Origin of the sequence: Mesorhizobium japonicum MAFF 303099, assembly GCF_000009625.1 — a bacterium.
In the GTDB taxonomy this organism is placed as follows: domain Bacteria; phylum Pseudomonadota; class Alphaproteobacteria; order Rhizobiales; family Rhizobiaceae; genus Mesorhizobium; species Mesorhizobium japonicum.
In genome coordinates this window covers 3129224-3146186 of the sequence record NC_002678.2, presented here as the reverse complement: position 1 = coordinate 3146186, position 16963 = coordinate 3129224, and the positions used below count along the sequence as shown (strand labels likewise).

Annotated in this window: 21 protein-coding genes; 13 read left to right on the top strand and 8 right to left on the bottom strand. The window is 63.7% G+C overall.

Annotation, left to right across the window (positions count from 1 at the left end; genetic code table 11):
- Nucleotides 1–46: 46 nt before the first annotated feature.
- From MAFF_RS16430 to MAFF_RS36645, 3 genes are all read right to left on the bottom strand, one after another.
- On the bottom strand, nt 47–847 hold the full coding sequence (locus MAFF_RS16430) for an inositol monophosphatase family protein (protein ID WP_010912051.1): 801 nt from the start codon (nt 845–847) through the stop codon (nt 47–49).
- Nucleotides 848–871: 24 nt separating this feature from the next.
- Nucleotides 872–1438 carry an elongation factor P gene (gene efp, locus MAFF_RS16425; RefSeq protein WP_010912050.1) on the bottom strand — a complete coding sequence of 189 codons (567 nt, stop codon included), beginning with the start codon at nt 1436–1438 and terminating at the stop codon, nt 872–874.
- Between the two features lie 116 nt (nt 1439–1554).
- Nucleotides 1555–2412: a LysR family transcriptional regulator gene (locus MAFF_RS36645; protein WP_010912049.1), complete on the bottom strand. Its 858-nt coding sequence runs from the start codon at nt 2410–2412 to the stop codon at nt 1555–1557.
- Nucleotides 2413–2518: 106 nt separating this feature from the next.
- Here MAFF_RS36645 and MAFF_RS16415 point away from each other — a divergent pair, with 106 nt between their 5' ends.
- Nucleotides 2519–3535: a zinc-dependent alcohol dehydrogenase family protein gene (locus MAFF_RS16415; RefSeq protein WP_010912048.1), complete on the top strand. Its 1017-nt coding sequence runs from the start codon at nt 2519–2521 to the stop codon at nt 3533–3535.
- Nucleotides 3536–3549: 14 nt separating this feature from the next.
- Here MAFF_RS16415 and MAFF_RS16410 read toward each other — a convergent pair whose 3' ends face one another.
- From MAFF_RS16410 to MAFF_RS16400, 3 genes are all read right to left on the bottom strand, one after another.
- Complete coding sequence (locus MAFF_RS16410) at nt 3550–4545, bottom strand: tetratricopeptide repeat protein (RefSeq protein WP_425280332.1); 996 nt, start codon at nt 4543–4545, stop codon at nt 3550–3552.
- A gap of 46 nt (nt 4546–4591) precedes the next feature.
- Nucleotides 4592–5239, bottom strand: a complete 648-nt coding sequence (locus MAFF_RS16405; RefSeq protein ID WP_032932084.1) for a thiamine phosphate synthase — start codon at nt 5237–5239, stop codon at nt 4592–4594.
- A 134-nt stretch (nt 5240–5373) separates the two neighbouring features.
- Nucleotides 5374–6279: a DMT family transporter gene (locus tag MAFF_RS16400; protein WP_010912045.1), complete on the bottom strand. Its 906-nt coding sequence runs from the start codon at nt 6277–6279 to the stop codon at nt 5374–5376.
- A gap of 131 nt (nt 6280–6410) precedes the next feature.
- Between MAFF_RS16400 and MAFF_RS16395 the strand changes: the two genes are divergently transcribed.
- The 3 genes from MAFF_RS16395 to MAFF_RS16385 all read left to right on the top strand — a co-directional run bounded on the left by MAFF_RS16395 (nt 6411) and on the right by MAFF_RS16385 (nt 8558).
- Nucleotides 6411–6869 carry an Lrp/AsnC family transcriptional regulator gene (locus tag MAFF_RS16395; RefSeq protein ID WP_010912044.1) on the top strand — a complete coding sequence of 153 codons (459 nt, stop codon included), beginning with the start codon at nt 6411–6413 and terminating at the stop codon, nt 6867–6869.
- Nucleotides 6870–6951: 82 nt separating this feature from the next.
- Nucleotides 6952–7680, top strand: coding sequence for a class I SAM-dependent methyltransferase (locus MAFF_RS16390; protein ID WP_010912043.1), 729 nt, complete (start codon nt 6952–6954; stop codon nt 7678–7680).
- A gap of 107 nt (nt 7681–7787) precedes the next feature.
- Nucleotides 7788–8558, top strand: a complete 771-nt coding sequence (locus MAFF_RS16385; protein WP_010912042.1) for a sulfite exporter TauE/SafE family protein — start codon at nt 7788–7790, stop codon at nt 8556–8558.
- A gap of 42 nt (nt 8559–8600) precedes the next feature.
- Here MAFF_RS16385 and MAFF_RS16380 read toward each other — a convergent pair whose 3' ends face one another.
- Complete coding sequence (locus MAFF_RS16380; RefSeq protein ID WP_010912041.1) at nt 8601–9152, bottom strand: DUF2269 family protein; 552 nt, start codon at nt 9150–9152, stop codon at nt 8601–8603.
- A 330-nt stretch (nt 9153–9482) separates the two neighbouring features.
- Here MAFF_RS16380 and MAFF_RS16375 point away from each other — a divergent pair, with 330 nt between their 5' ends.
- The 8 genes from MAFF_RS16375 (at nt 9483) to MAFF_RS16340 (ending at nt 14877) form a co-directional block, all read left to right on the top strand.
- Nucleotides 9483–9863: a hypothetical protein gene (locus tag MAFF_RS16375; RefSeq protein ID WP_010912040.1), complete on the top strand. Its 381-nt coding sequence runs from the start codon at nt 9483–9485 to the stop codon at nt 9861–9863.
- Nucleotides 9864–10232: 369 nt separating this feature from the next.
- Complete coding sequence (locus MAFF_RS16370; protein WP_010912039.1) at nt 10233–10766, top strand: DUF1465 family protein; 534 nt, start codon at nt 10233–10235, stop codon at nt 10764–10766.
- Nucleotides 10767–10859: 93 nt separating this feature from the next.
- Nucleotides 10860–11369 (top strand): crossover junction endodeoxyribonuclease RuvC, encoded by a 510-nt coding sequence (ruvC, locus tag MAFF_RS16365; protein ID WP_010912038.1) that lies wholly within the window; start codon nt 10860–10862, stop codon nt 11367–11369.
- A 56-nt stretch (nt 11370–11425) separates the two neighbouring features.
- Nucleotides 11426–11695: an AbrB/MazE/SpoVT family DNA-binding domain-containing protein gene (locus tag MAFF_RS16360; RefSeq protein ID WP_010912037.1), complete on the top strand. Its 270-nt coding sequence runs from the start codon at nt 11426–11428 to the stop codon at nt 11693–11695.
- On the top strand, nt 11673–12092 hold the full coding sequence (locus tag MAFF_RS16355; protein ID WP_010912036.1) for a type II toxin-antitoxin system VapC family toxin: 420 nt from the start codon (nt 11673–11675) through the stop codon (nt 12090–12092). Before MAFF_RS16360 ends, MAFF_RS16355 begins: the two co-directional genes overlap by 23 nt.
- A 27-nt stretch (nt 12093–12119) precedes the next feature.
- Nucleotides 12120–12740 carry a Holliday junction branch migration protein RuvA gene (gene ruvA, locus MAFF_RS16350; protein WP_010912035.1) on the top strand — a complete coding sequence of 207 codons (621 nt, stop codon included), beginning with the start codon at nt 12120–12122 and terminating at the stop codon, nt 12738–12740.
- Between the two features lie 43 nt (nt 12741–12783).
- On the top strand, nt 12784–13821 hold the full coding sequence (gene ruvB, locus MAFF_RS16345; RefSeq protein WP_010912034.1) for a Holliday junction branch migration DNA helicase RuvB: 1038 nt from the start codon (nt 12784–12786) through the stop codon (nt 13819–13821).
- Nucleotides 13822–13980: 159 nt separating this feature from the next.
- A complete protein-coding gene (locus MAFF_RS16340; RefSeq protein ID WP_044548388.1) occupies nt 13981–14877 on the top strand; it encodes a metallophosphoesterase in 897 nt (298 codons plus the stop codon).
- A 15-nt stretch (nt 14878–14892) separates the two neighbouring features.
- Here the strand turns inward: MAFF_RS16340 and MAFF_RS16335 are convergent, their stop codons facing one another.
- Nucleotides 14893–16143 carry a glycoside hydrolase family 5 protein gene (locus tag MAFF_RS16335; protein ID WP_044548387.1) on the bottom strand — a complete coding sequence of 417 codons (1251 nt, stop codon included), beginning with the start codon at nt 16141–16143 and terminating at the stop codon, nt 14893–14895.
- Nucleotides 16144–16200: 57 nt separating this feature from the next.
- On the opposite strand from MAFF_RS16335, the gene ybgC reads away from it, so the two are divergent.
- Nucleotides 16201–16671, top strand: coding sequence for a tol-pal system-associated acyl-CoA thioesterase (ybgC, locus tag MAFF_RS16330; protein ID WP_010912031.1), 471 nt, complete (start codon nt 16201–16203; stop codon nt 16669–16671).
- Nucleotides 16672–16963 lie beyond the last annotated feature (292 nt).

The following is a 16963-nucleotide window of genomic DNA, read 5'->3' as shown; positions in this document are numbered from 1 at the left end:
CGGACAGTATTTCAAGCTTAGGTGGCGGTTTTGCGACTGCGGCCCTTCAGCGCGCCGAGAGAGGCTTTTTCACGGCCTTCAGCAGCGCGCGCTGGATGACCTCGTTGCCCGCGACCACCGAGCCGTTGTCCAGCATGTCCTGCCCGCCATCCATGTCCGAGACGAAGCCGCCGGCTTCGCGGATCAGGAGCAGGCCCGCGGCAATGTCCCAGGCCGACAGGCCGGTTTCCCAGAAACCGTCCATGCGGCCGGCAGCGACATAAGCGAGATCGAGCGCGGCCGAACCGAGACGGCGCACGCCCGAGACCTCGGCCATGACGTTACGCAATTCCACGAGGAAATTGCCGTGGTGGCCGCGTCCCAGATGCGGCATGCCGCAGCCGATCACCGTGTCGACCAGCTTGATGCGGCCAGCCACGCGCAGCCGGCGGTCGTTCATGAAAGCGCCGCCACCGCGCTCGGTCGTGTAGAGCTCGTCCATGGCCGGATTGTAGATGACGCCGGCTACGATCTGGCCCTGGCGCTCCAGCGCGATCGAGACGGCGAACAGCGGAATGCCGTGCAGGAAATTGGTGGTGCCGTCGAGCGGATCCACGATCCAGCGGTGCTGGCTGTCTTCGCCTTCCACCGCGCCACGCTCTTCCATCAGGAAACCGTAGCCCGGGCGCGCCTTCGACAATTCGGCAAAGATGATGTCCTCGGCCTTGCGGTCGGCCTGGCTGACATAGTCGCCGGGTCCCTTCAACGAGACCTGGAGGTTCTGGACCTCACCAAAGTCGCGTGACAGCGAGCGGCCGGCCTTCATTGCGGCCTGGACCATGACGTTGAGAAGGGCTGAGCGTGCCATCGTATGTCTTCCTGCTGCAGCGCGTCAGTCGGCGCGGCGCACGTAAGTGATTTCGTTGGTGTCGACGATGATGCGTTCGCCGGCGCCGATGAAAGGCGGCACCAGCACGCGGATGCCGTTCTTCAGCACCGCCGGCTTGTAGGAGGCCGCCGCCGTCTGGCCCTTCACCACCGGGTCGGCCTCGGTGATGGTCAGGGTCACCTGATCGGGCAGCGAGATGCCGATCGGCCTCTCCTCATAGAGCTGGACCGTCACCATCATGCCGTCCTGCAGGAATGCGGCGCGGTCGCCGACGAAATCCTTGTTCAGTTCGAGCTGTTCGTAGCTCTGGGTGTCCATGAACACCAGCGCGTCGTCCTGCTCGTAGAGGAAGGAAAAATCCTTCAGGTCGAGGCGGATTTGCTCGACCGTCTCGGCCGAGCGGAAGCGCTCGTTGAGCTTGGTGCCGTTGATCAGATTCTTCAATTCGACCTGGTTGTAGGCGCCGCCCTTGCCGGGCTTGACGGTGTTGGTCCTGACCGCCACCCACAGGCCGCCATCATGCTCGATGACGTAGCCGGGACGGATTTCGTTGCCATTGATCTTGGCCATGATGGGGTGATCCGGAATGAGATTTTCGCCGGGACTGGCGATTTAGGGGCTCCCAAGACCACAAATCGTCCGGAGAGGCAAGGGACGCCCGATCGGTCCCAGTCGGTCAGCCGGTATCAGGCCTCGATCTTGATGGCTTCGCCGACGGTTTGTGCAATGGCCTCCACGGCCTTCGCCAGCCGGTTGAGATGTGGCGAGCGTAGTGCCACGACCTGCAATGAAAGGTCGACATCTTCGAGATCGACAAGCGCGAGGCCGTCGGGAAGTCCTCGCGCCGCGAGCCGCAACGGCATGAGGCCGAGGCCGTGTCCCCGACGGACCCATTCCATCTGCATCGCCGGGTCCTGAATTTCCGCCGCCACGATGAGCGGATGCCGCTCGCCGCCCAAACTGGAGAGGAGCGTCTGGCGCGCGTCGCAAGGCTCGGGGCTGAGAACCCAGGGCATGGGGACCCGAGCGTCCGTGAGATGGGCGCCGGCTTGCGCTATGATGCAGAGACGTTCGGTGCCGAGCGCGTCCGGGCCTTGATGATCGGCAGGTCGCAGAACGATCGCCATATCGAGTTGACCGCGTTCGAACTGCTCGATCAGCTCAGCGCTCCAGCCGGTCTTGAGCCGCAACGATATCTTTGGAAACGCGGCGGCCGCGCCGGCGATGGCGCCCGCGATGCTTGCATCGGACAAGCCATGCGCCAGGCCGACACGCAGCACGCCCTGCGGCTCGGCGTCGGCGGCGAACGCTTTCAGAGCCTCGACCGAAGCCAGTATGTCCTTTGCGCGCGCCAGCACCTCCAATCCCGCCGCGGTCAGCCGCGGCGGCTTCTGCCGGCGATCGAGAAGCGTTGTCGCGAGCATGTCCTCCAGCCGCTGCATCTGCCGGGTGACGGCCGGCTGCGTCAAAGGCAGGCGGCGGGCCACATTCTGGATCGAGCCTTCCTCGGCGAAGAGGACAAGCGTGCGCAATTCTTCCAGCATCCTTCGGTCCTCAAATGCATAATCATTCTGATTATTATGAATTTGAAATCAGGCTGCCGGCAAGCGATTTTCCTTTCGACGGATTTTCAAAAGGAAAGCGAAGACAATGAAGACGATCGAATTGCGGGCCCCCGGCGGCATCGACAATCTCAGACTGGTCGAGCGGCCAATGCCGGAACCGGGCCGCCAGGAGATGATCATCAAGGTCAAGGCAACAGCGCTCAACTACCGCGATGTGGAGATCGCCCGTGGCAGCTACCACACCGCCTTTGCGCTGCCGCTGATACCGCTTTCGGATGGTGTGGGTGAAGTGGTCGCGGTTGGCGCCGAAGTGACCCGTTTCAAGGTCGGCGACCGCGTCTGCGGCACATTCTGGCAGCGCTGGGTCGGTGGCAGTTTCGCCATGGCCGAGCCCTCCTATCAGCGCGGCGGCCCCATTGACGGTTTGCTCAGCGAGTTCGCGCGGCTGGACGAACAGGCGGCCGTGCTTGCGCCGCCCCATCTGAGCGATGTCGAGGCGGCGACATTGCCTTGCGCCGCGGTGACGGCCTGGCACGCGCTGTTCACCGAAGGCCAGTTGAAACCGGGCGAGACGGTTCTCAGCCTGGGCACTGGCGGCGTCTCGCTGTTTGCCGTGCAGTTCGCCGCGGCAGCCGGCGCACACGTCATCGTCACGTCTAGCAGCGACGACAAGCTCACGCGGGCAAAGGCGCTTGGCGCGCATCACGGCATCAACTATCGCGTCAATCCCGATTGGTCGTCGGCAGTGCTGGCGCTGACCGACGGCCGCGGCGCGGACCATATTATCGAGGTCGGCGGGCCGCAAAGCTTCGCTCAGTCGCTGAAGGCTTCGGCACGAGGCGCCCAGATCAACGTCATCGGCTATCTCGGCGGCAGCGAAGGGTCGATCAATCCCCTCGATATCTTCCGCCGCCAGGTCAGGGCGCGCGGCATACCTGTGGGCTCACGCGAATCCTTCGAGGCGATGAACCGAGGCCTGACAGTCAACCGGATAAGACCCGTGATCGAGAAGGTGTTTGCCTGGAAGGACGCGGCTGCAGCCTTCCGGCACCTCGAACACGGTTCGCCCTTCGGCAAGGTCGTCCTCGATCACACGCAATGATTCACCAACCGCCATTAGGGCAGGCGGTTCGCCTTTTGCAGGGCCTGTTTGGTCTGGTCGTCGCTCAGCCCTTGTAGGAAATCGTCCATGTCGGGATCGATGAGACCGGCGCGGCGGGCGACGATGTACCAGGCGCCGGCGAGCACCAGGTCCGGGTCTGTGCCGATGCCTTGCATGTAGAGTTTTGCCAGCCGGTTCTGCGCGGCGACGTTGCCGCCCTCGGCGGCCTGCTTCGTCCAGCCGAAAGCCGATTTCAGGTCGCGGGCGCCGCCGCGGCCCTCGATCATCCAGGCGGCGAGATCGATCTGCGCGGTGTCGTAGTTCTGCCGCGCAGCCTGCGCCAGGAAGCGCCTTGCCTGCGCGTCGTCGCGTGGTTTGCCGCCAACGCCGTTGGCATAGATCTGGGACATGGCGTATTGCGCGTCGGCGAGGCCGGTCGCGGCGGCGCGCTCATAATAGGAGACTGCCTTGGCCAGGCCCGTGTCGCCGGGATCCTGGCGGACCAGCATCTGCGCGAAATTGAACTGCGCCAGCTGGTTGCCGGCTTCGGCGGCGGCCTGCATCAGGGCGTAGGCCTCTTTCGGGTCCTTCTTGACGTAACGGCCGTCGAGCAGCATCAGCGCATACTGGAACTGCGCCTCAGGCACGCCCTGTTCGGCGGCGAGCGCATACCATTTCGAGGCTTCCGCGGCATTCAACGGCACGCCGAGCCCACGCGACAGGATCTCGGCCACCAATGTCTGCGCCGCCGGGTCGCCATTCTGGGCGCGGGTCAGCGCCAGATTATAGGCCGTTTTGTAGAGCCCGCGCTGGAAGGCGCCATAGGCGGCGTCCGCCGGCTTGGCGCCGAAGCGGTCGGGATTGATGCTGTCGACCGAGGGCAGCGGTGCGGGCTCCGCCGTGGTGGCGGGCTGCGGCAACTGCTTTTCGATCGGCTTGTCGGTGTGTGCGCCGGTTTCAGGCATGGGCGGCGGCAAGGGTATGGTTTCGGCGGCGGCGGTCTGGATCATGACCGCTGCAAGCAAGGCCTGAAGGGGAAGCCTTACCGGAGCCACATCAGTCCTCGAAGCGCGGCGCGGTTTCGTCGAGCAATGCGTTGGCTCGGGCCACGGCCGTTTTCGGATCGACACCGTCGGCGAACACCGCGCTCGACAACGCGACGAACTCGGCGCCGGTGGCAGCCACTTCCTCGACGGAAGCCAGATCGGATCCGGCCATGACGATGCAGGGGATCTGGATCATCTGCGCCCACCACTCGCCCAGCGACAGGTTGCGCGGATGCGGCTCCGGCTTGTTGTCATAGCCGAAGCGGCCGAAGAAGATGTAGTCGGGCCTGACCTCGCCAAGCTCGAGCGCGTCGTCACGCTTCTTGGCGCCGCCGGCGCCGACCATCATCTTCGCCTGGAAATGTTCGATCGTCTCGGCGAGTTCGGCCTTGGACGTCTCGACATGGATGCCGTCGGCCTGGACACGGCCGGCAATGCGGGTGTCGCCGGCGATGATCACGGCCACGCCCGCAGCCTGGGCCGTCGGCACGATCTGTTCGGCAAAGGCCTGGAAGGAAGCCTCGTCCATGCCGTTCTCGGGCAGGATCAGCGAGGCGACATCGCCGCCGTCGAATGCGGTGGCGATGCGCGCGGCCGGCACGCCGGGCGGCGCGATCAGCACGATGCGGCAACGATTTGGGGGTGTGGCGTCGTTCATGGTTCTTCGATCCCGGGTTTCGCCTATGCCGGGCGAAGATGGTTGCATTGCGGCATAGAGCAAACTGCCCGCTTTGAACAGGCGGGCAGTCGGGATCGCTTTTCCTGACCGCCGGGGCGGCCGGAGTGCCTGCCTTACTTGACCGGCTCAGGGCTCGCGGTGACCGGTTTCGATTTCCACAAGGACCAGCCGAGGTTCATGCCGGCGGCCGCCACCAGGATGGCTGCGGCGCCGGCGGCCTGGCTGAGATGCAGCCGATGGCCGAAAGCCACGACATCGACCAGGATGGCAACCACCGGATAGATGAAGGACAGCGATCCCTGCAGATGCGTCGGCAGCTTCTGGATGGCGCCATACATCAATATGTACATCAGGCCGGTGTGGACGATGCCGAGCGTCGCCAGCATCGCCCAGCTCCACGGGTCGGCGGGAAGGTGCGAGAGATGGGCAAAGGGCGCCAGCATGACGACGCCGACGCAGACCTGGATCAGCGCGATCAGATGCGGCGGCGTGCCCTTGAGCTTCTTGGTGACGATGGCGGCGACGGCCCAGAAGAAGGCCGCGGCCAGCGCCATGAGGATGCCGGCAAAATAGTTGGTGCCGACATCGCCGGCGTCAGGCGCGGCCTCGACGATCAGAACCATGCCGGCGAAGGCTATTGCCAGCCATGTCAGCTTGGTCAGCGTCAGCCGCTCGGCGAAGAAGAGCGCGCCGAAGCCGACCAGCATGAAGGGCTGTGTGTTGTAGACGGCGGTGGCGATCGAGATCGACGCGCGGGAGAAGGCGCTGAACAGGAGCAGCCAGTTGATGACGATGGCCGCGCCGCCAAACGCGGCGAGGCCGATGACGCGCAGGGAAAGTCCGCCGCGCAACAATCCCAGGCAAGCGCAGATGATCAGCAGCGTCACCGCGCCGAACGCACAGCGCCAGAACACCACATCCATGATCGGCTGGCCGGACATGATGACGAACCATCCTATCGTCCCAAGGATCGCCATTGCAGCCGACATTTCGACCGTGCCACGTACCGTATCGTTCATGATAACCTCTGAGCCCGTTGAGGCGGCATGATCTCATGCGAGATGGTCGCTTTCCATCTCATTGGAAAGGCTGTATGGAGATATGACCTAATTATATTAGGTGCTTTCCGCAAATCTGTGAGAAATCTGAAATGCTTGACGATCTCGACCGAAACCTCCTCGAAATCCTGGTCAGGGATGCACGGACCTCGCTGAAGGAGCTGGCTGCCCAGGTCGGGCTGTCGTCGCCGAGCGTTTCGGAGCGGCTGCGACGGCTCGAGGAGCGCGGCGTCATCCGGGCGTTCACAGTCGAGATCGACCCGCTGGCGCTCGGCTATACGCTGCAGGCGATCGTGCGCATCCGGCCTTTGCCGGGCAAGCTGCACATCGTCCAGAAACTGATCGAGGAGATCGCCGAGTTCGGTGAATGTGACAAGGTGACGGGTGACGACTGTTTCGTCGCCCGGCTGTTCGTGCGTTCGATCGGTGACCTCGACGGCATTCTCGATCGCATCGCCGACAAGGCCGAGACCAGCACCGCCATCATCAAGGCGCAGCCGATCCGGCGGCGGCCGCCGCCGCTCGTGGCGCCATCTTCATCTTCGTCTTGATCCCGCATGGCCGTGGTGGACAGGCGCGACCGGTCCACTAGATGTCAGCCCGCCAGATGATGGGCTGTGAGACGAGGAAGACATGGCGCAGAATATCTACGACCAGCCGGATTTCTTCGCGGGCTACAGCCAGCTTGGCCGGTCGATCGAAGGCCTTGACGGCGCCGCCGAATGGCCGGCGCTGCGCGCGATGCTGCCTGAAGTCGGCGGATTGCGGATCGTCGACCTCGGCTGCGGTTTCGGCTGGTTCTGCCGCTGGGCGCACGAGCACGGGGCGAGCTATGTCCTTGGGCTGGACCTGTCGGAGAAGATGCTGGCCCGGGCGAGGGCCGCCGGCCCGGACACAGGCATCACCTACGAGCGTGCCGACCTCGACAAGCTCCATCTGCCGCAAGACAGCTTCGATCTCGCCTACAGCTCGCTTGCGCTGCATTATGTCGAGGATGTCGCGCGGCTGTTCAGGACGGTGCACCAGGCGCTGTCGCCCGGCGGCCATTTCGTCTTCTCGACGGAACATCCGATCTACATGGCCCCGGCCAGGCCCGGCTGGGCGATCGATGCCGAAGGCCGCAGGACATGGCCTATCGACCGCTATCTGGTGGAAGGCCCGCGCAAGACCGACTGGCTGGCCAAGGGCGTGGTGAAACACCACCGCACTGTCGGCACGACGCTGAACGCGCTGATCCGGTCCGGTTTCGCGATCGAGCATGTCGAGGAGTTCTGTCCGACAGACGCGCAGATCACGGCCAGGCCGGAACTGGCGGAAGAGCTCGATCGGCCGATGTTCCTGCTGGTCTCGGCGCGCCGCTAGGCCCAAGCCGGACATTGGCGGACGGCCAGCCTGGATTTACAGTCGCCCAAAACGCAATTCTGGGCTATTCAGGCGTTGACGCCTTCCCTCCAGACCAGTCCCTCCCCATGTCAGGCCTGCTTCTCGATCCGTGGTTTTACGCGGCCGCCATTCCGGCGGTCATTCTGGTCGGCCTGTCCAAGGGCGGGTTTGGCGGCGCTGTCGGTTTCGTCGGCGTGCCGCTGATGGCGCTGACCATGCCGCCGGTGCAGGCGGCCGCCATCCTGCTGCCGATCCTGTGCCTGATGGACATCGTCTCGGTTTGGACGTGGTGGGGCGTGTATGACCGCAAGATGCTGGTCGACATGATGCCGGGCGCCGTCATCGGAATCGGCCTCGGCTGGCTGACGGCGGCCTTGGTGACCGAGGAGGCGGTGCGGCTGATCGTCGGCGCCGTCGCCATCATCTTCGTGCTGCGCTGGCTTTATCTGCAGTTCCGCCATGGCGCCGACCATGCCGCCGAACCCAACCGCGTGGCTGCCGCGATCTGGGGGACGGTCGCCGGCTTCACCAGCTTCGTCGCCCATGTCGGTGGCCCGCCCTTCCAGGTCTATGCGCTGCCGATCCGGCTCGACCCCAAGGTGCTGTCGGGCACGGCCGCGATCTTCTTTGCCGCGACCAATGCGTTGAAGCTCGTCCCCTATTTCGCGCTCGGCCAGTTCGACACCGCCAACCTGACGGCGTCGGCCGTGCTGATGCCGCTGGCGCCGCTGTCGACCATCGCCGGCGCCTGGCTGGTGCGGCGCATGCGGCCTGAGATCTTTTATCCCTTTACCTACGCGACCGTGGCCGTCGTGGCGCTGAAGCTTTTGTGGGATGGCGTTGCCGGCCTGATGTAGCAAGCCGGCGGCTTTGCTGCCGAGCGCAGTTCACCACCAGCGTCAGGCGGCGCTTTCCACGAGCCGGCGGCTTCCGCCGAAGGCCAGCGTGGCGCCTACCACCAGAACCAGTATCATGCCGGCGAGGATGCCGATGTCATGCATGGTCGGCTTGAGCACCATGTCGGCGACGATCACCAGCATCACCGCATAGTCGAAGCGCGCCGCGCTCATCATGCGCTGGCCAATGGCAAGCACGGAAGGCGTCACGCCCTCCTTGGCGATCATCGCGCCCATGCGCTCGCCGGTCGGCTTGAAGATGAGCATACCGATCGAGAAGGTCGTGGCGTATCCGGCCAGGCCGATGATGATCCACAGGTCGGAGAAGCCGACCCAGAAGCCGCACATGATGAGGCCGAAGAGCAGGGTCAGCATCGACATCGGCGCGAAGAAACGCCCGCCCAACTGCCCGCTGGCCCGCATCGCCTGAAGCTTGTCCTCGATGTTGCCGGCGCGCTCGGCAAGCACGCCGAGGAGGAACAATACGAAGCCGCCTCCGACCCACAAAATGGCCGAGACGACGTGGAGAAATTTGACGATCGAATACCAGTCCATGCGTTGCTCCTGCTGCTTCAATTTGGTTGCGGTGGAGCGGATATGCGCCAGCCGTCAGAGGAGCGGGCGTTTAGCGCGGCGCCTGTTTCGGAACGATGTCGCGGAAACCCGGCTCTGTTTCGGCTGCTTTTTCACGGGCATAACCTATAACAACTACAGATGCTTAGATCCGTTTCCGCTAATATGCGAAGTGTCGGGAGGGGTTGGCGCGACATCGTCCGGAAACATTGCCGATGCTAGTGCGCCGACGCCGGGAGCCCGGTGGCGACAGGAATCGCCTGACAATCAACCCATTCCCGCAGACGGGAAGAGGCAATCAGGGGGAACATTATGCAAGGGGTAGCACGGAATTTCTTCACGCTGGCCATCATCTATTCGCTGTGCGGCATGGCGCTCGGCCTGCACATGGCGATCAGCCAGGATCATGGCCAGATGCCCACCCACGCCCACACGATGGTGGCCGGATGGCTGATGTCGGCGGTCTTCGCCTTCTTCTACCATCTGTTTCCGGCGGTCGGGCAAAAGATGCTCGCCACCATCCATTTCTGGCTGACGGCGATCAGCGGCATCGGCCTGTTGATCGGCCTCTATTTCCTGCTCGCCGGCAATGCCGCGATCGAACCGCTGGTGGGAATTTCTTCGATGGGCTTCTACGCGGCCATGCTGCTGTTTGCCTTCATCGCCTTGCCGGCCGTCTGGAAGAAGGCCTGAACGAGGTTCGAGGCTGTGCTGTTACGGCACAGGAAGGGGACGTTCGGTCAAAAAACATCGGGCCCGTTAAAGGTTCATTAAGCTTTACAGGCGTTTACTATGCGCATCCAGTGATCTGGATTCTTACCGAGTGGTTGGAGCCACTTTGTTTGACGCCTCCCTGTTAAACTCCTGAGAGCCGCCTTATCCGCGGCTCTTTTTTTGTCCGCATTCCGGGGACCCTAGCGCGGCGGCTCGCCGTTAACCTTCTGTTAAACATGTGCTTGCCTTCACCCCCGGCGAAGCGCATTTTCAAGCTTCAGTCAGATAGGGTGCCGGGTGTATCGGCAGTGAACCGAATCGGCCGGTTACAAGTGCAGGGGCGTATCAATGAACGAGCCTTCGAAGGGCAGTGCGAAAACCGTCAAACTGGCGGAGCGCCGGGTTTTTTCGCATTCCTTCAAGCCGCTCTACCAGGAAGGCATGGGGCTGGTCGAACAGGCGGCCGAGTATCTCGACGGCAAGGGCCGCGCCGAGGCCAAGAAGCTGTCGCGGCTGGCCGCCACGCTCTACGCAGCTGAATCGATGCGGCTGACGACCAGGCTGATGCAGGTGGCCTCCTGGCTGCTTTTGCAGCGCGCGGCCAATTCCGGCGAGATGACCCGAGACCAGGTTGCTTCGGAAAAGTCCAAGGTGCGCCTCGATACCGCTTCCGCGCATGACGAAGCCGCCGGCTGGGCCGAACTGCCCGAGGAGTTCCTCGACCTGGTCACCCGCTCGCTCCGCCTGCAGGCGCTGGTGCGCCGCATGGACGACGAAATCTACGGCGCCGGCGCGGTGGTCGACATGCAGCCCATGGGCCGCCGGCCCAATCCGGTTTCCGACCAGATCAGCCTGCTCAACACGGCGTTCGCCCGCAACTGAGCGGCTTCGGACTATTTCCGGTTCGATAGGCCTCCGTTTCCGGTTTGTTCACATTTCGCTGGCATCGCTGTCCCCCGGAGGTAAAGTGACCGGATGGGGGACGCGATTCGCATCATCGGCATCGATCCGGGGCTCAGGCGCACCGGCTGGGGCATCGTCGAGAGCCTCGGCAATTCCTTGCGCTTCGTCGCGTCCGGCACCGTGCGCTCCGAGGACAAGGCGGCGCTGGCGACGCGGCTCTGCCAATTGCATGACGGGCTCGCCGAAGTCCTGCATGCAGCAATGCCGCATGAGGCGGCCGTCGAACAGACTTTCGTCAACAAGGATGCCGTGGCAACATTGAAGCTCGGCCAGGCGCGCGGCATCGCCATGCTGGTGCCGGCGCGTGCCGGCCTTGTCGTCGCCGAATATGCACCCAATGCGGTGAAGAAGGCGGTCATCGGCGTCGGCCATGGCGACAAGAAGCAGATCCACATGATGGTGAAGGTGCTGCTGCCGAAAGCGACCTTCGACACCGAACACGCCGCCGACGCGCTGGCTATCGCGATTTGCCACGCGCATCACCGCCAGAGCGCTGCCTACCGGATGGCGCTTGCCGGATAACGATGTTCTTGACTTGTTCACGTTGTGAGGATAAGTAATACCATAGAGGTATTACCATGCGCGTGACCACCAAAGGGCAAGTGACAATCCCCAAACCGATAAGGGACCATCTGGGCATAGGTCCGGGCTCGGAGGTGGAATTCGTGGCCACCGACGGGGGCGTTCGGCTGGTTCCCGTCAACGAGAACCTCTCGCATGAGGAGAAATTGCGCAGGTTCCACGATGTCCTCGACCGGATGGAAGGCACGTTGGATCTGGGGGGCATGACCACCGATCAATACATGGAGTGGTTGAGGGGGCCGCGTGAAGATCTCGACATTGATTGACACAAATGTCCTGATCGACGTTTGGGGACCAACCGGGCCGATGAAAGAATGGTCGGCATCGGCAATCGCTTCATGCCGCCGCGACGGCGCATTGGTCGTCAATTCGATCATCTGGTCTGAACTGGCGCCGCTGATCGCGACAGAGGCCGCGCTTCGAAAAGCCGTCGACATGCTCGAGATGGATCGCGAACTTATACCCTGGGACGCGGCATTCCTTGCTGGCGTCACGCATTCCCGCTATCGCCGGGCCGGTGGCGTCAGGGAAAGGACCTTGCCTGATTTCTTTATCGGCGCTCATGCGTCCGTTGCCGGACATCGTCTTTTGACACGCGACGCCACGCGTTATCGCAGTTACTTTCCCGACCTCGAGATCATCTCTCCGGATATGCACCCATGAGGGCCCATCTTCCATGAAAGATCAGGCATGATCGGCAAGCTCAAGGGCACGCTCGACGAGATCGACGAGGATCATTGCCTCGTCGACATTCATGGCGTCGGCTATGTCGCCTATTGTTCGGCGCGCACACTTGCCGCGCTGCCTTCGCCCGGCGAGGCGGTGGTGCTGTTCATCGAGACCTATGTGCGCGAGGATATGCTGCGCCTCTATGGTTTCCAGTCGGCCCTGGAGCGCGAATGGTTTCGGTTGCTGCTGAACAATGTGCCGGGTGTCGGCGCCAAGGTGGCGCTGGCCATCCTGTCGACGCTGGCGCCGGCCGACCTCGCCAATGCGATCGCGCTGCGCGACATCGCCATGGTCAGCCGAGCCCCAGGCGTCGGCAAGAAGGTGGCTGAGCGCATCGTCACCGAATTGAAGAACAAGGCGCCGGCCTATGCGGGCGCCGCCTCCGGCACCATCGGCCTGAAGCAGGAGCTCGGTGAAGGAGTGGCGCCCGCGCCGATCACCGATGCGGTTTCGGCACTGGTCAATCTCGGCTATTCGCGCGACACCGCCGCCAATGCGGTGGCCGCGGCACTGAAGACGGCGGGCGAGGACGCGGATGCCTCGAAGCTGATCCGCTTCGGGCTGAAGGAACTGGCGCGGTGAGGGCTCGCTTGTCCCTGCTCGTGCCATATGCCAGGAAGACAGCATGAGCCTGTCGCCCCGTCTCATTGCGCCGGAAAAACGCGGCGAGGATGCCGATCAGACCTTGCGGCCGCAGACGCTCGCCGACTTTGTCGGCCAGGCGGCGGTGCGGGCCAATCTCAAAGTCTTCATCGAGGCCGCCAAGGGCCGCAACGAGGCGCTCGACCATGTGCTGTTCGTCGGGCCGCCGGGGCTGGGCAAGACGACGCTGGCGCAGATCATGGCGCGCGAACTCGGCGTCAATTTCCGCTCGACGTCCGGACCGGTCATCGCCAAGGCCGGCGATCTCGCCGCATTGCTCACCAATCTCGAAGAAGGTGATGTGCTGTTCATCGACGAGATCCACCGGCTCAATCCTGCGGTGGAGGAAATTCTCTATCCGGCGATGGAGGATTTCCAGCTCGACCTGATCATCGGCGAGGGGCCGGCGGCGCGTTCGGTCAAGATCGACCTCGCCCGTTTCACCCTCGTCGCCGCCACCACGCGACTTGGCCTGCTCACCAATCCGCTGCGCGACCGATTCGGCATTCCGGTGCGGCTCAATTTCTATACGGTCGAGGAACTGGAGCAGATCGTCCGTCGCGGCGCGCGCATCCTGCAAATGCCGCTCGGCGACGATGGCGCGCTGGAGATCGCGCGGCGCGCGCGCGGCACGCCGCGCATCGCGGGGCGGTTGCTGCGCCGCGTGCGCGATTTCGCCTCGGTCGCCGGCGACGGCCATGTCGACCGTCTCATCGCCGACGAGGCGCTGACCCGGCTTGAGGTCGATGCGCTCGGCCTGGACGCGCTCGACCGCCGCTATCTCTCGATGATCGCCCGCAATTTCGGCGGCGGGCCAGTCGGCATCGAGACGATCGCCGCTGGGCTGTCCGAGCCGCGCGATGCCATCGAGGACATCATCGAGCCTTATCTGATCCAACAAGGCTTCATCCAGCGCACGCCGCGCGGCCGCATGCTGACGGCCAACGCCTGGCGCCATCTCGGCCTCGACGCGCCGAAGGATTTGGCGCAGCAGCAGATCAACCTGTTCCAGGAAGAATAGCGGCCAAGCGATCAGGCTCGGATTTTCAGGCCAGTGATCAAGCATCCGTGAACGGCTTGCGCAAAATCTGCTCGTCTTTGCCGATTTGCCGGCGCAATCCTGGATTTTATCGAACGCGTGCGGGGAACCGCTGCGATCGAAGGGCCGGGGAGCCAATCCATGATAACCAGACGCGGGTTCCTGCGCTTCATCGGCGGGTCGTTCCTGACGGCTGCCGCGCTCGGCGCCTATGCGGTCGGCATCGAGCCGATGCTCTTGACCCATGTGAAGCGTTACGCGCTGACGCCGCCGCACTGGCCTGATGGCCTGAAGCTGCGGGTTGTGGCGCTCGCCGATATCCATGCCTGCCGGCCCTGGATGACGCAGGAGCGGATTGCTTCTCTCGTCGAAGACGCCAATGCGCTGCAGCCGGACCTCATCGTGCTGCTGGGCGACTACATTGCCGGCATGCCCCTGGTGACGGGACCGGTGACGCCGTCGCAATGGGCGTCCGCGCTGTCGGGCCTCAAGGCGCCGCTCGGCGTGCTGTCGATCCTTGGCAATCACGATTGGTGGAGCGACGGCTTTGCGCAGCGCGCCGGGGCAGGCCCAATCATCGCACGCAAGGCCCTGGAAAAGGTCGGCATCCCGGTGCTGGAGAACGATGTCGTGCGCCTGGAGAAGGATGGCCAGAGCGTCTGGATCGCTGGGCTTGCCGACCAGCTGGCGCTGCTGCCGGCCAGGAAGGGCGACGATTGCAAGGGGCTCGACGATCTCGACGGCACGCTGGCCAAGGTTGGCGACACCGCGCCGATCATCCTGCTCGCCCATGAGCCCGATATTTTTCCGACCGTCCCGTCCCGGGTTTCGCTGACCCTGTCGGGCCACACCCATGGCGGGCAGGTGCGGCTGTTCGGCTATTCGCCGGTCGTGCCGTCGCGTTTCGGCAACCGCTATGCCTATGGCCATGTCGTCGAGAAAGACCGCAATCTGATCGTTTCGGGCGGACTCGGCTTCAGCATCATGCCGGTGCGTTTCGGCGTGCGGCCGGAGATCCTGCAGATCGACCTTGGCTGATTTGAACAACAGCTCTCAGTGAAGCGAGCGGATCACGTCCATCACATCCGGCTCGCCCTTGTCGCCATTGAAGGCGTCGACGATGCCGAAGGCGCCGCCATAGCTCCACACCGACCATGAGAAACCATGCGCCTCGGCGCGGGCGATCATGTCCCTGACGTAAGCGGCGCGGTACTGCGCCGGCATCACATAGGCATTGCCATATTCCTGGCGGATCATGCCGAACTCGCCCAGCGTGATGTTTTCCGGCTTGACGCCGTTGGCTTTCGCCCATGCCTCAACCTTTTTGAACGGCGCGTCCATCAGGCCGAGCAGCTTGTCGGGACTGTCCATGCTGGCGACCTGTTCGTCGAGATAGGCCAGCAGGCCGCTCTGCCGTGTCCACGGCGCCTCGGCCTTGATCCGGGCGCGGATGATGTCGAGCGTCGCGTCGAGCTGCGCCTTCGGCACGGCATTGAGCGGGTAGGGCAGGCCGGTCACATAGGGAATAAAGTCGCCGGCCCAGGTCGCGCCCTGATGGGTGAGCAGGAACGGATCATAGGAGTGGAAAGTCCAGATGACATTGTCGTCGGAGATCGCCTTGGGATCGATCTTCTCCAGGGACGAGGCGGCGGAATAGCAGGCGCCGGTCAGCACCAGCGTCAGTTTCGTGGCCGACGATCGTGCCGCGGCGAACAATTCGCGCTGGCGGTCCGGCCACAGGCTGGTGCCATCGCTGTCGCAGTCGACGATCGGCTCGTTCATCGGTTCGAAGGCGACCTTTTCGGGATCCTCGCCGGCCAGGGTGCGGGCCATCTTGCGCACCATATCGAGGTAGCGGTCGAAGGTCCGGGGATCGTCCATCACCTGCGCCATGCCGATCTTGCGGCTGCCGCCGGCCGGGATCAGGTGCATGTCGACGATCACCTTCAGGCCGGCACGGTTGATCATGCGCACCGAGTCCAGCACGCTGGCATAGAGGTCATCGCGCAGCGCCGCTGTCTGGTCGGACAGGAAAGGCGACGGGTCGACCGGCATACGCAGGAAATCGAAGCCTGCTCCCTTGAGCGCTCTGAGATCGTCATCTCCAAGGAATTTGCGCCATTCCGGATAGGGCAGTATGGTCTTGGCGTCACCCCATTGATCCTCGCCGGGCCAGGTGACCCACTGGTCAAGATTGAGGCCGCGCTTCATCGTGAAAGTCGCTGCCTGGCCAGGCAACACCAAGGCCATGAGCACCAGCAGCGCCGCCATCAAACTCTTGATCATCGCCGTCAACGGTGCCATCCGATGCTTTGTAGCGCGGAGAACAGGTGCCTCGTCGGGACTTAAAAAGGAAGCGCAATGGACGATCATGGTGAATCGGCGACGCTGCTGGCCGGGCTTTCCGGCGCGCTGACGACGTTCGGCCACCGGCTGATGGCGCGGGTCTATTATGCCGACACCGATTTCTCCGGCGTCGTCTACCATGCGCGCTATCTCGAATTCCTCGAGCGCGGCCGCTCCGACTATCTCAGGCTCACCGGCGTGCATCACACGGAGCTCGCCGACGGCAAGCATGGTGAGAAGATCGTCTGGGTGGTGCGGCGCATGGAGATCGATTTCCGCAGCCCCGCCCGCATCGACGACATTCTGACCGTCGATACCCGCACCGACGCCATTTCCGGCGCGCGCATCTTCATGGCGCAGCAGCTCAGGCGTGGCGACGAGGTGCTGGTCGAAGCCAAGGTCGAGGCGGCGATCATCGGCGAGAATGGACGACCGAGACGTTTTCCCAAGGAGTGGGTTGCGGCCTTCATGCCCAAGGTGGGCTGATATTCAGTGATGCCGGCCTGCAAACGGCGGTCTCCTGCGCCTCCCCGTTCTACTGCGACGCAGTAGAACTGTGCTCACGTACACAAAAGTACGCTCCGCTCCGGTTCTCGGAGCCCACCGCTTTCGACTCGGCCTGACCTGAATCTCAACCCACCTTTGAACGGCGTATGAGTTGACGCAGGCCCGGTTCGGGGACTGACGGGCGCGGCAATGCGCCGCGCCTTATTTACTAACCCATCCTTAACCATAACGGTTCATGAAGAGATTGGTGAAGATTGGCGTTATCCAACGC

Bases quoted from the DNA above. Each gene is read 5' to 3' on its own strand.
- MAFF_RS16335 (WP_044548387.1), bottom strand. From the start codon at position 16,143: ATGGCACCGTTGACGGCGATGATCAAGAGTTTGATGGCGGCGCTGCTG.
- MAFF_RS16430 (WP_010912051.1), bottom strand. From the start codon at position 847: ATGGCACGCTCAGCCCTTCTCAACGTCATGGTCCAGGCCGCAATGAAG.
- MAFF_RS16360 (WP_010912037.1), top strand. From the start codon at position 11,426: ATGCGCGTGACCACCAAAGGGCAAGTGACAATCCCCAAACCGATAAGG.
- MAFF_RS16405 (WP_032932084.1), bottom strand. From the start codon at position 5,239: ATGAACGACGCCACACCCCCAAATCGTTGCCGCATCGTGCTGATCGCG.
- MAFF_RS16375 (WP_010912040.1), top strand. From the start codon at position 9,483: ATGCAAGGGGTAGCACGGAATTTCTTCACGCTGGCCATCATCTATTCG.
- MAFF_RS16395 (WP_010912044.1), top strand. From the start codon at position 6,411: ATGCTTGACGATCTCGACCGAAACCTCCTCGAAATCCTGGTCAGGGAT.
- MAFF_RS36645 (WP_010912049.1), bottom strand. From the start codon at position 2,412: ATGCTGGAAGAATTGCGCACGCTTGTCCTCTTCGCCGAGGAAGGCTCG.
- MAFF_RS16415 (WP_010912048.1), top strand. From the start codon at position 2,519: ATGAAGACGATCGAATTGCGGGCCCCCGGCGGCATCGACAATCTCAGA.
- MAFF_RS16400 (WP_010912045.1), bottom strand. From the start codon at position 6,279: ATGAACGATACGGTACGTGGCACGGTCGAAATGTCGGCTGCAATGGCG.
- ruvC (WP_010912038.1), top strand. From the start codon at position 10,860: ATGGGGGACGCGATTCGCATCATCGGCATCGATCCGGGGCTCAGGCGC.
- MAFF_RS16390 (WP_010912043.1), top strand. From the start codon at position 6,952: ATGGCGCAGAATATCTACGACCAGCCGGATTTCTTCGCGGGCTACAGC.
- ruvB (WP_010912034.1), top strand. From the start codon at position 12,784: ATGAGCCTGTCGCCCCGTCTCATTGCGCCGGAAAAACGCGGCGAGGAT.
- MAFF_RS16370 (WP_010912039.1), top strand. From the start codon at position 10,233: ATGAACGAGCCTTCGAAGGGCAGTGCGAAAACCGTCAAACTGGCGGAG.
- ruvA (WP_010912035.1), top strand. From the start codon at position 12,120: ATGATCGGCAAGCTCAAGGGCACGCTCGACGAGATCGACGAGGATCAT.
- MAFF_RS16340 (WP_044548388.1), top strand. From the start codon at position 13,981: ATGATAACCAGACGCGGGTTCCTGCGCTTCATCGGCGGGTCGTTCCTG.
- MAFF_RS16410 (WP_425280332.1), bottom strand. From the start codon at position 4,545: ATGATCCAGACCGCCGCCGCCGAAACCATACCCTTGCCGCCGCCCATG.
- MAFF_RS16385 (WP_010912042.1), top strand. From the start codon at position 7,788: ATGTCAGGCCTGCTTCTCGATCCGTGGTTTTACGCGGCCGCCATTCCG.
- MAFF_RS16380 (WP_010912041.1), bottom strand. From the start codon at position 9,152: ATGGACTGGTATTCGATCGTCAAATTTCTCCACGTCGTCTCGGCCATT.
- ybgC (WP_010912031.1), top strand. From the start codon at position 16,201: ATGGACGATCATGGTGAATCGGCGACGCTGCTGGCCGGGCTTTCCGGC.
- efp (WP_010912050.1), bottom strand. From the start codon at position 1,438: ATGGCCAAGATCAATGGCAACGAAATCCGTCCCGGCTACGTCATCGAG.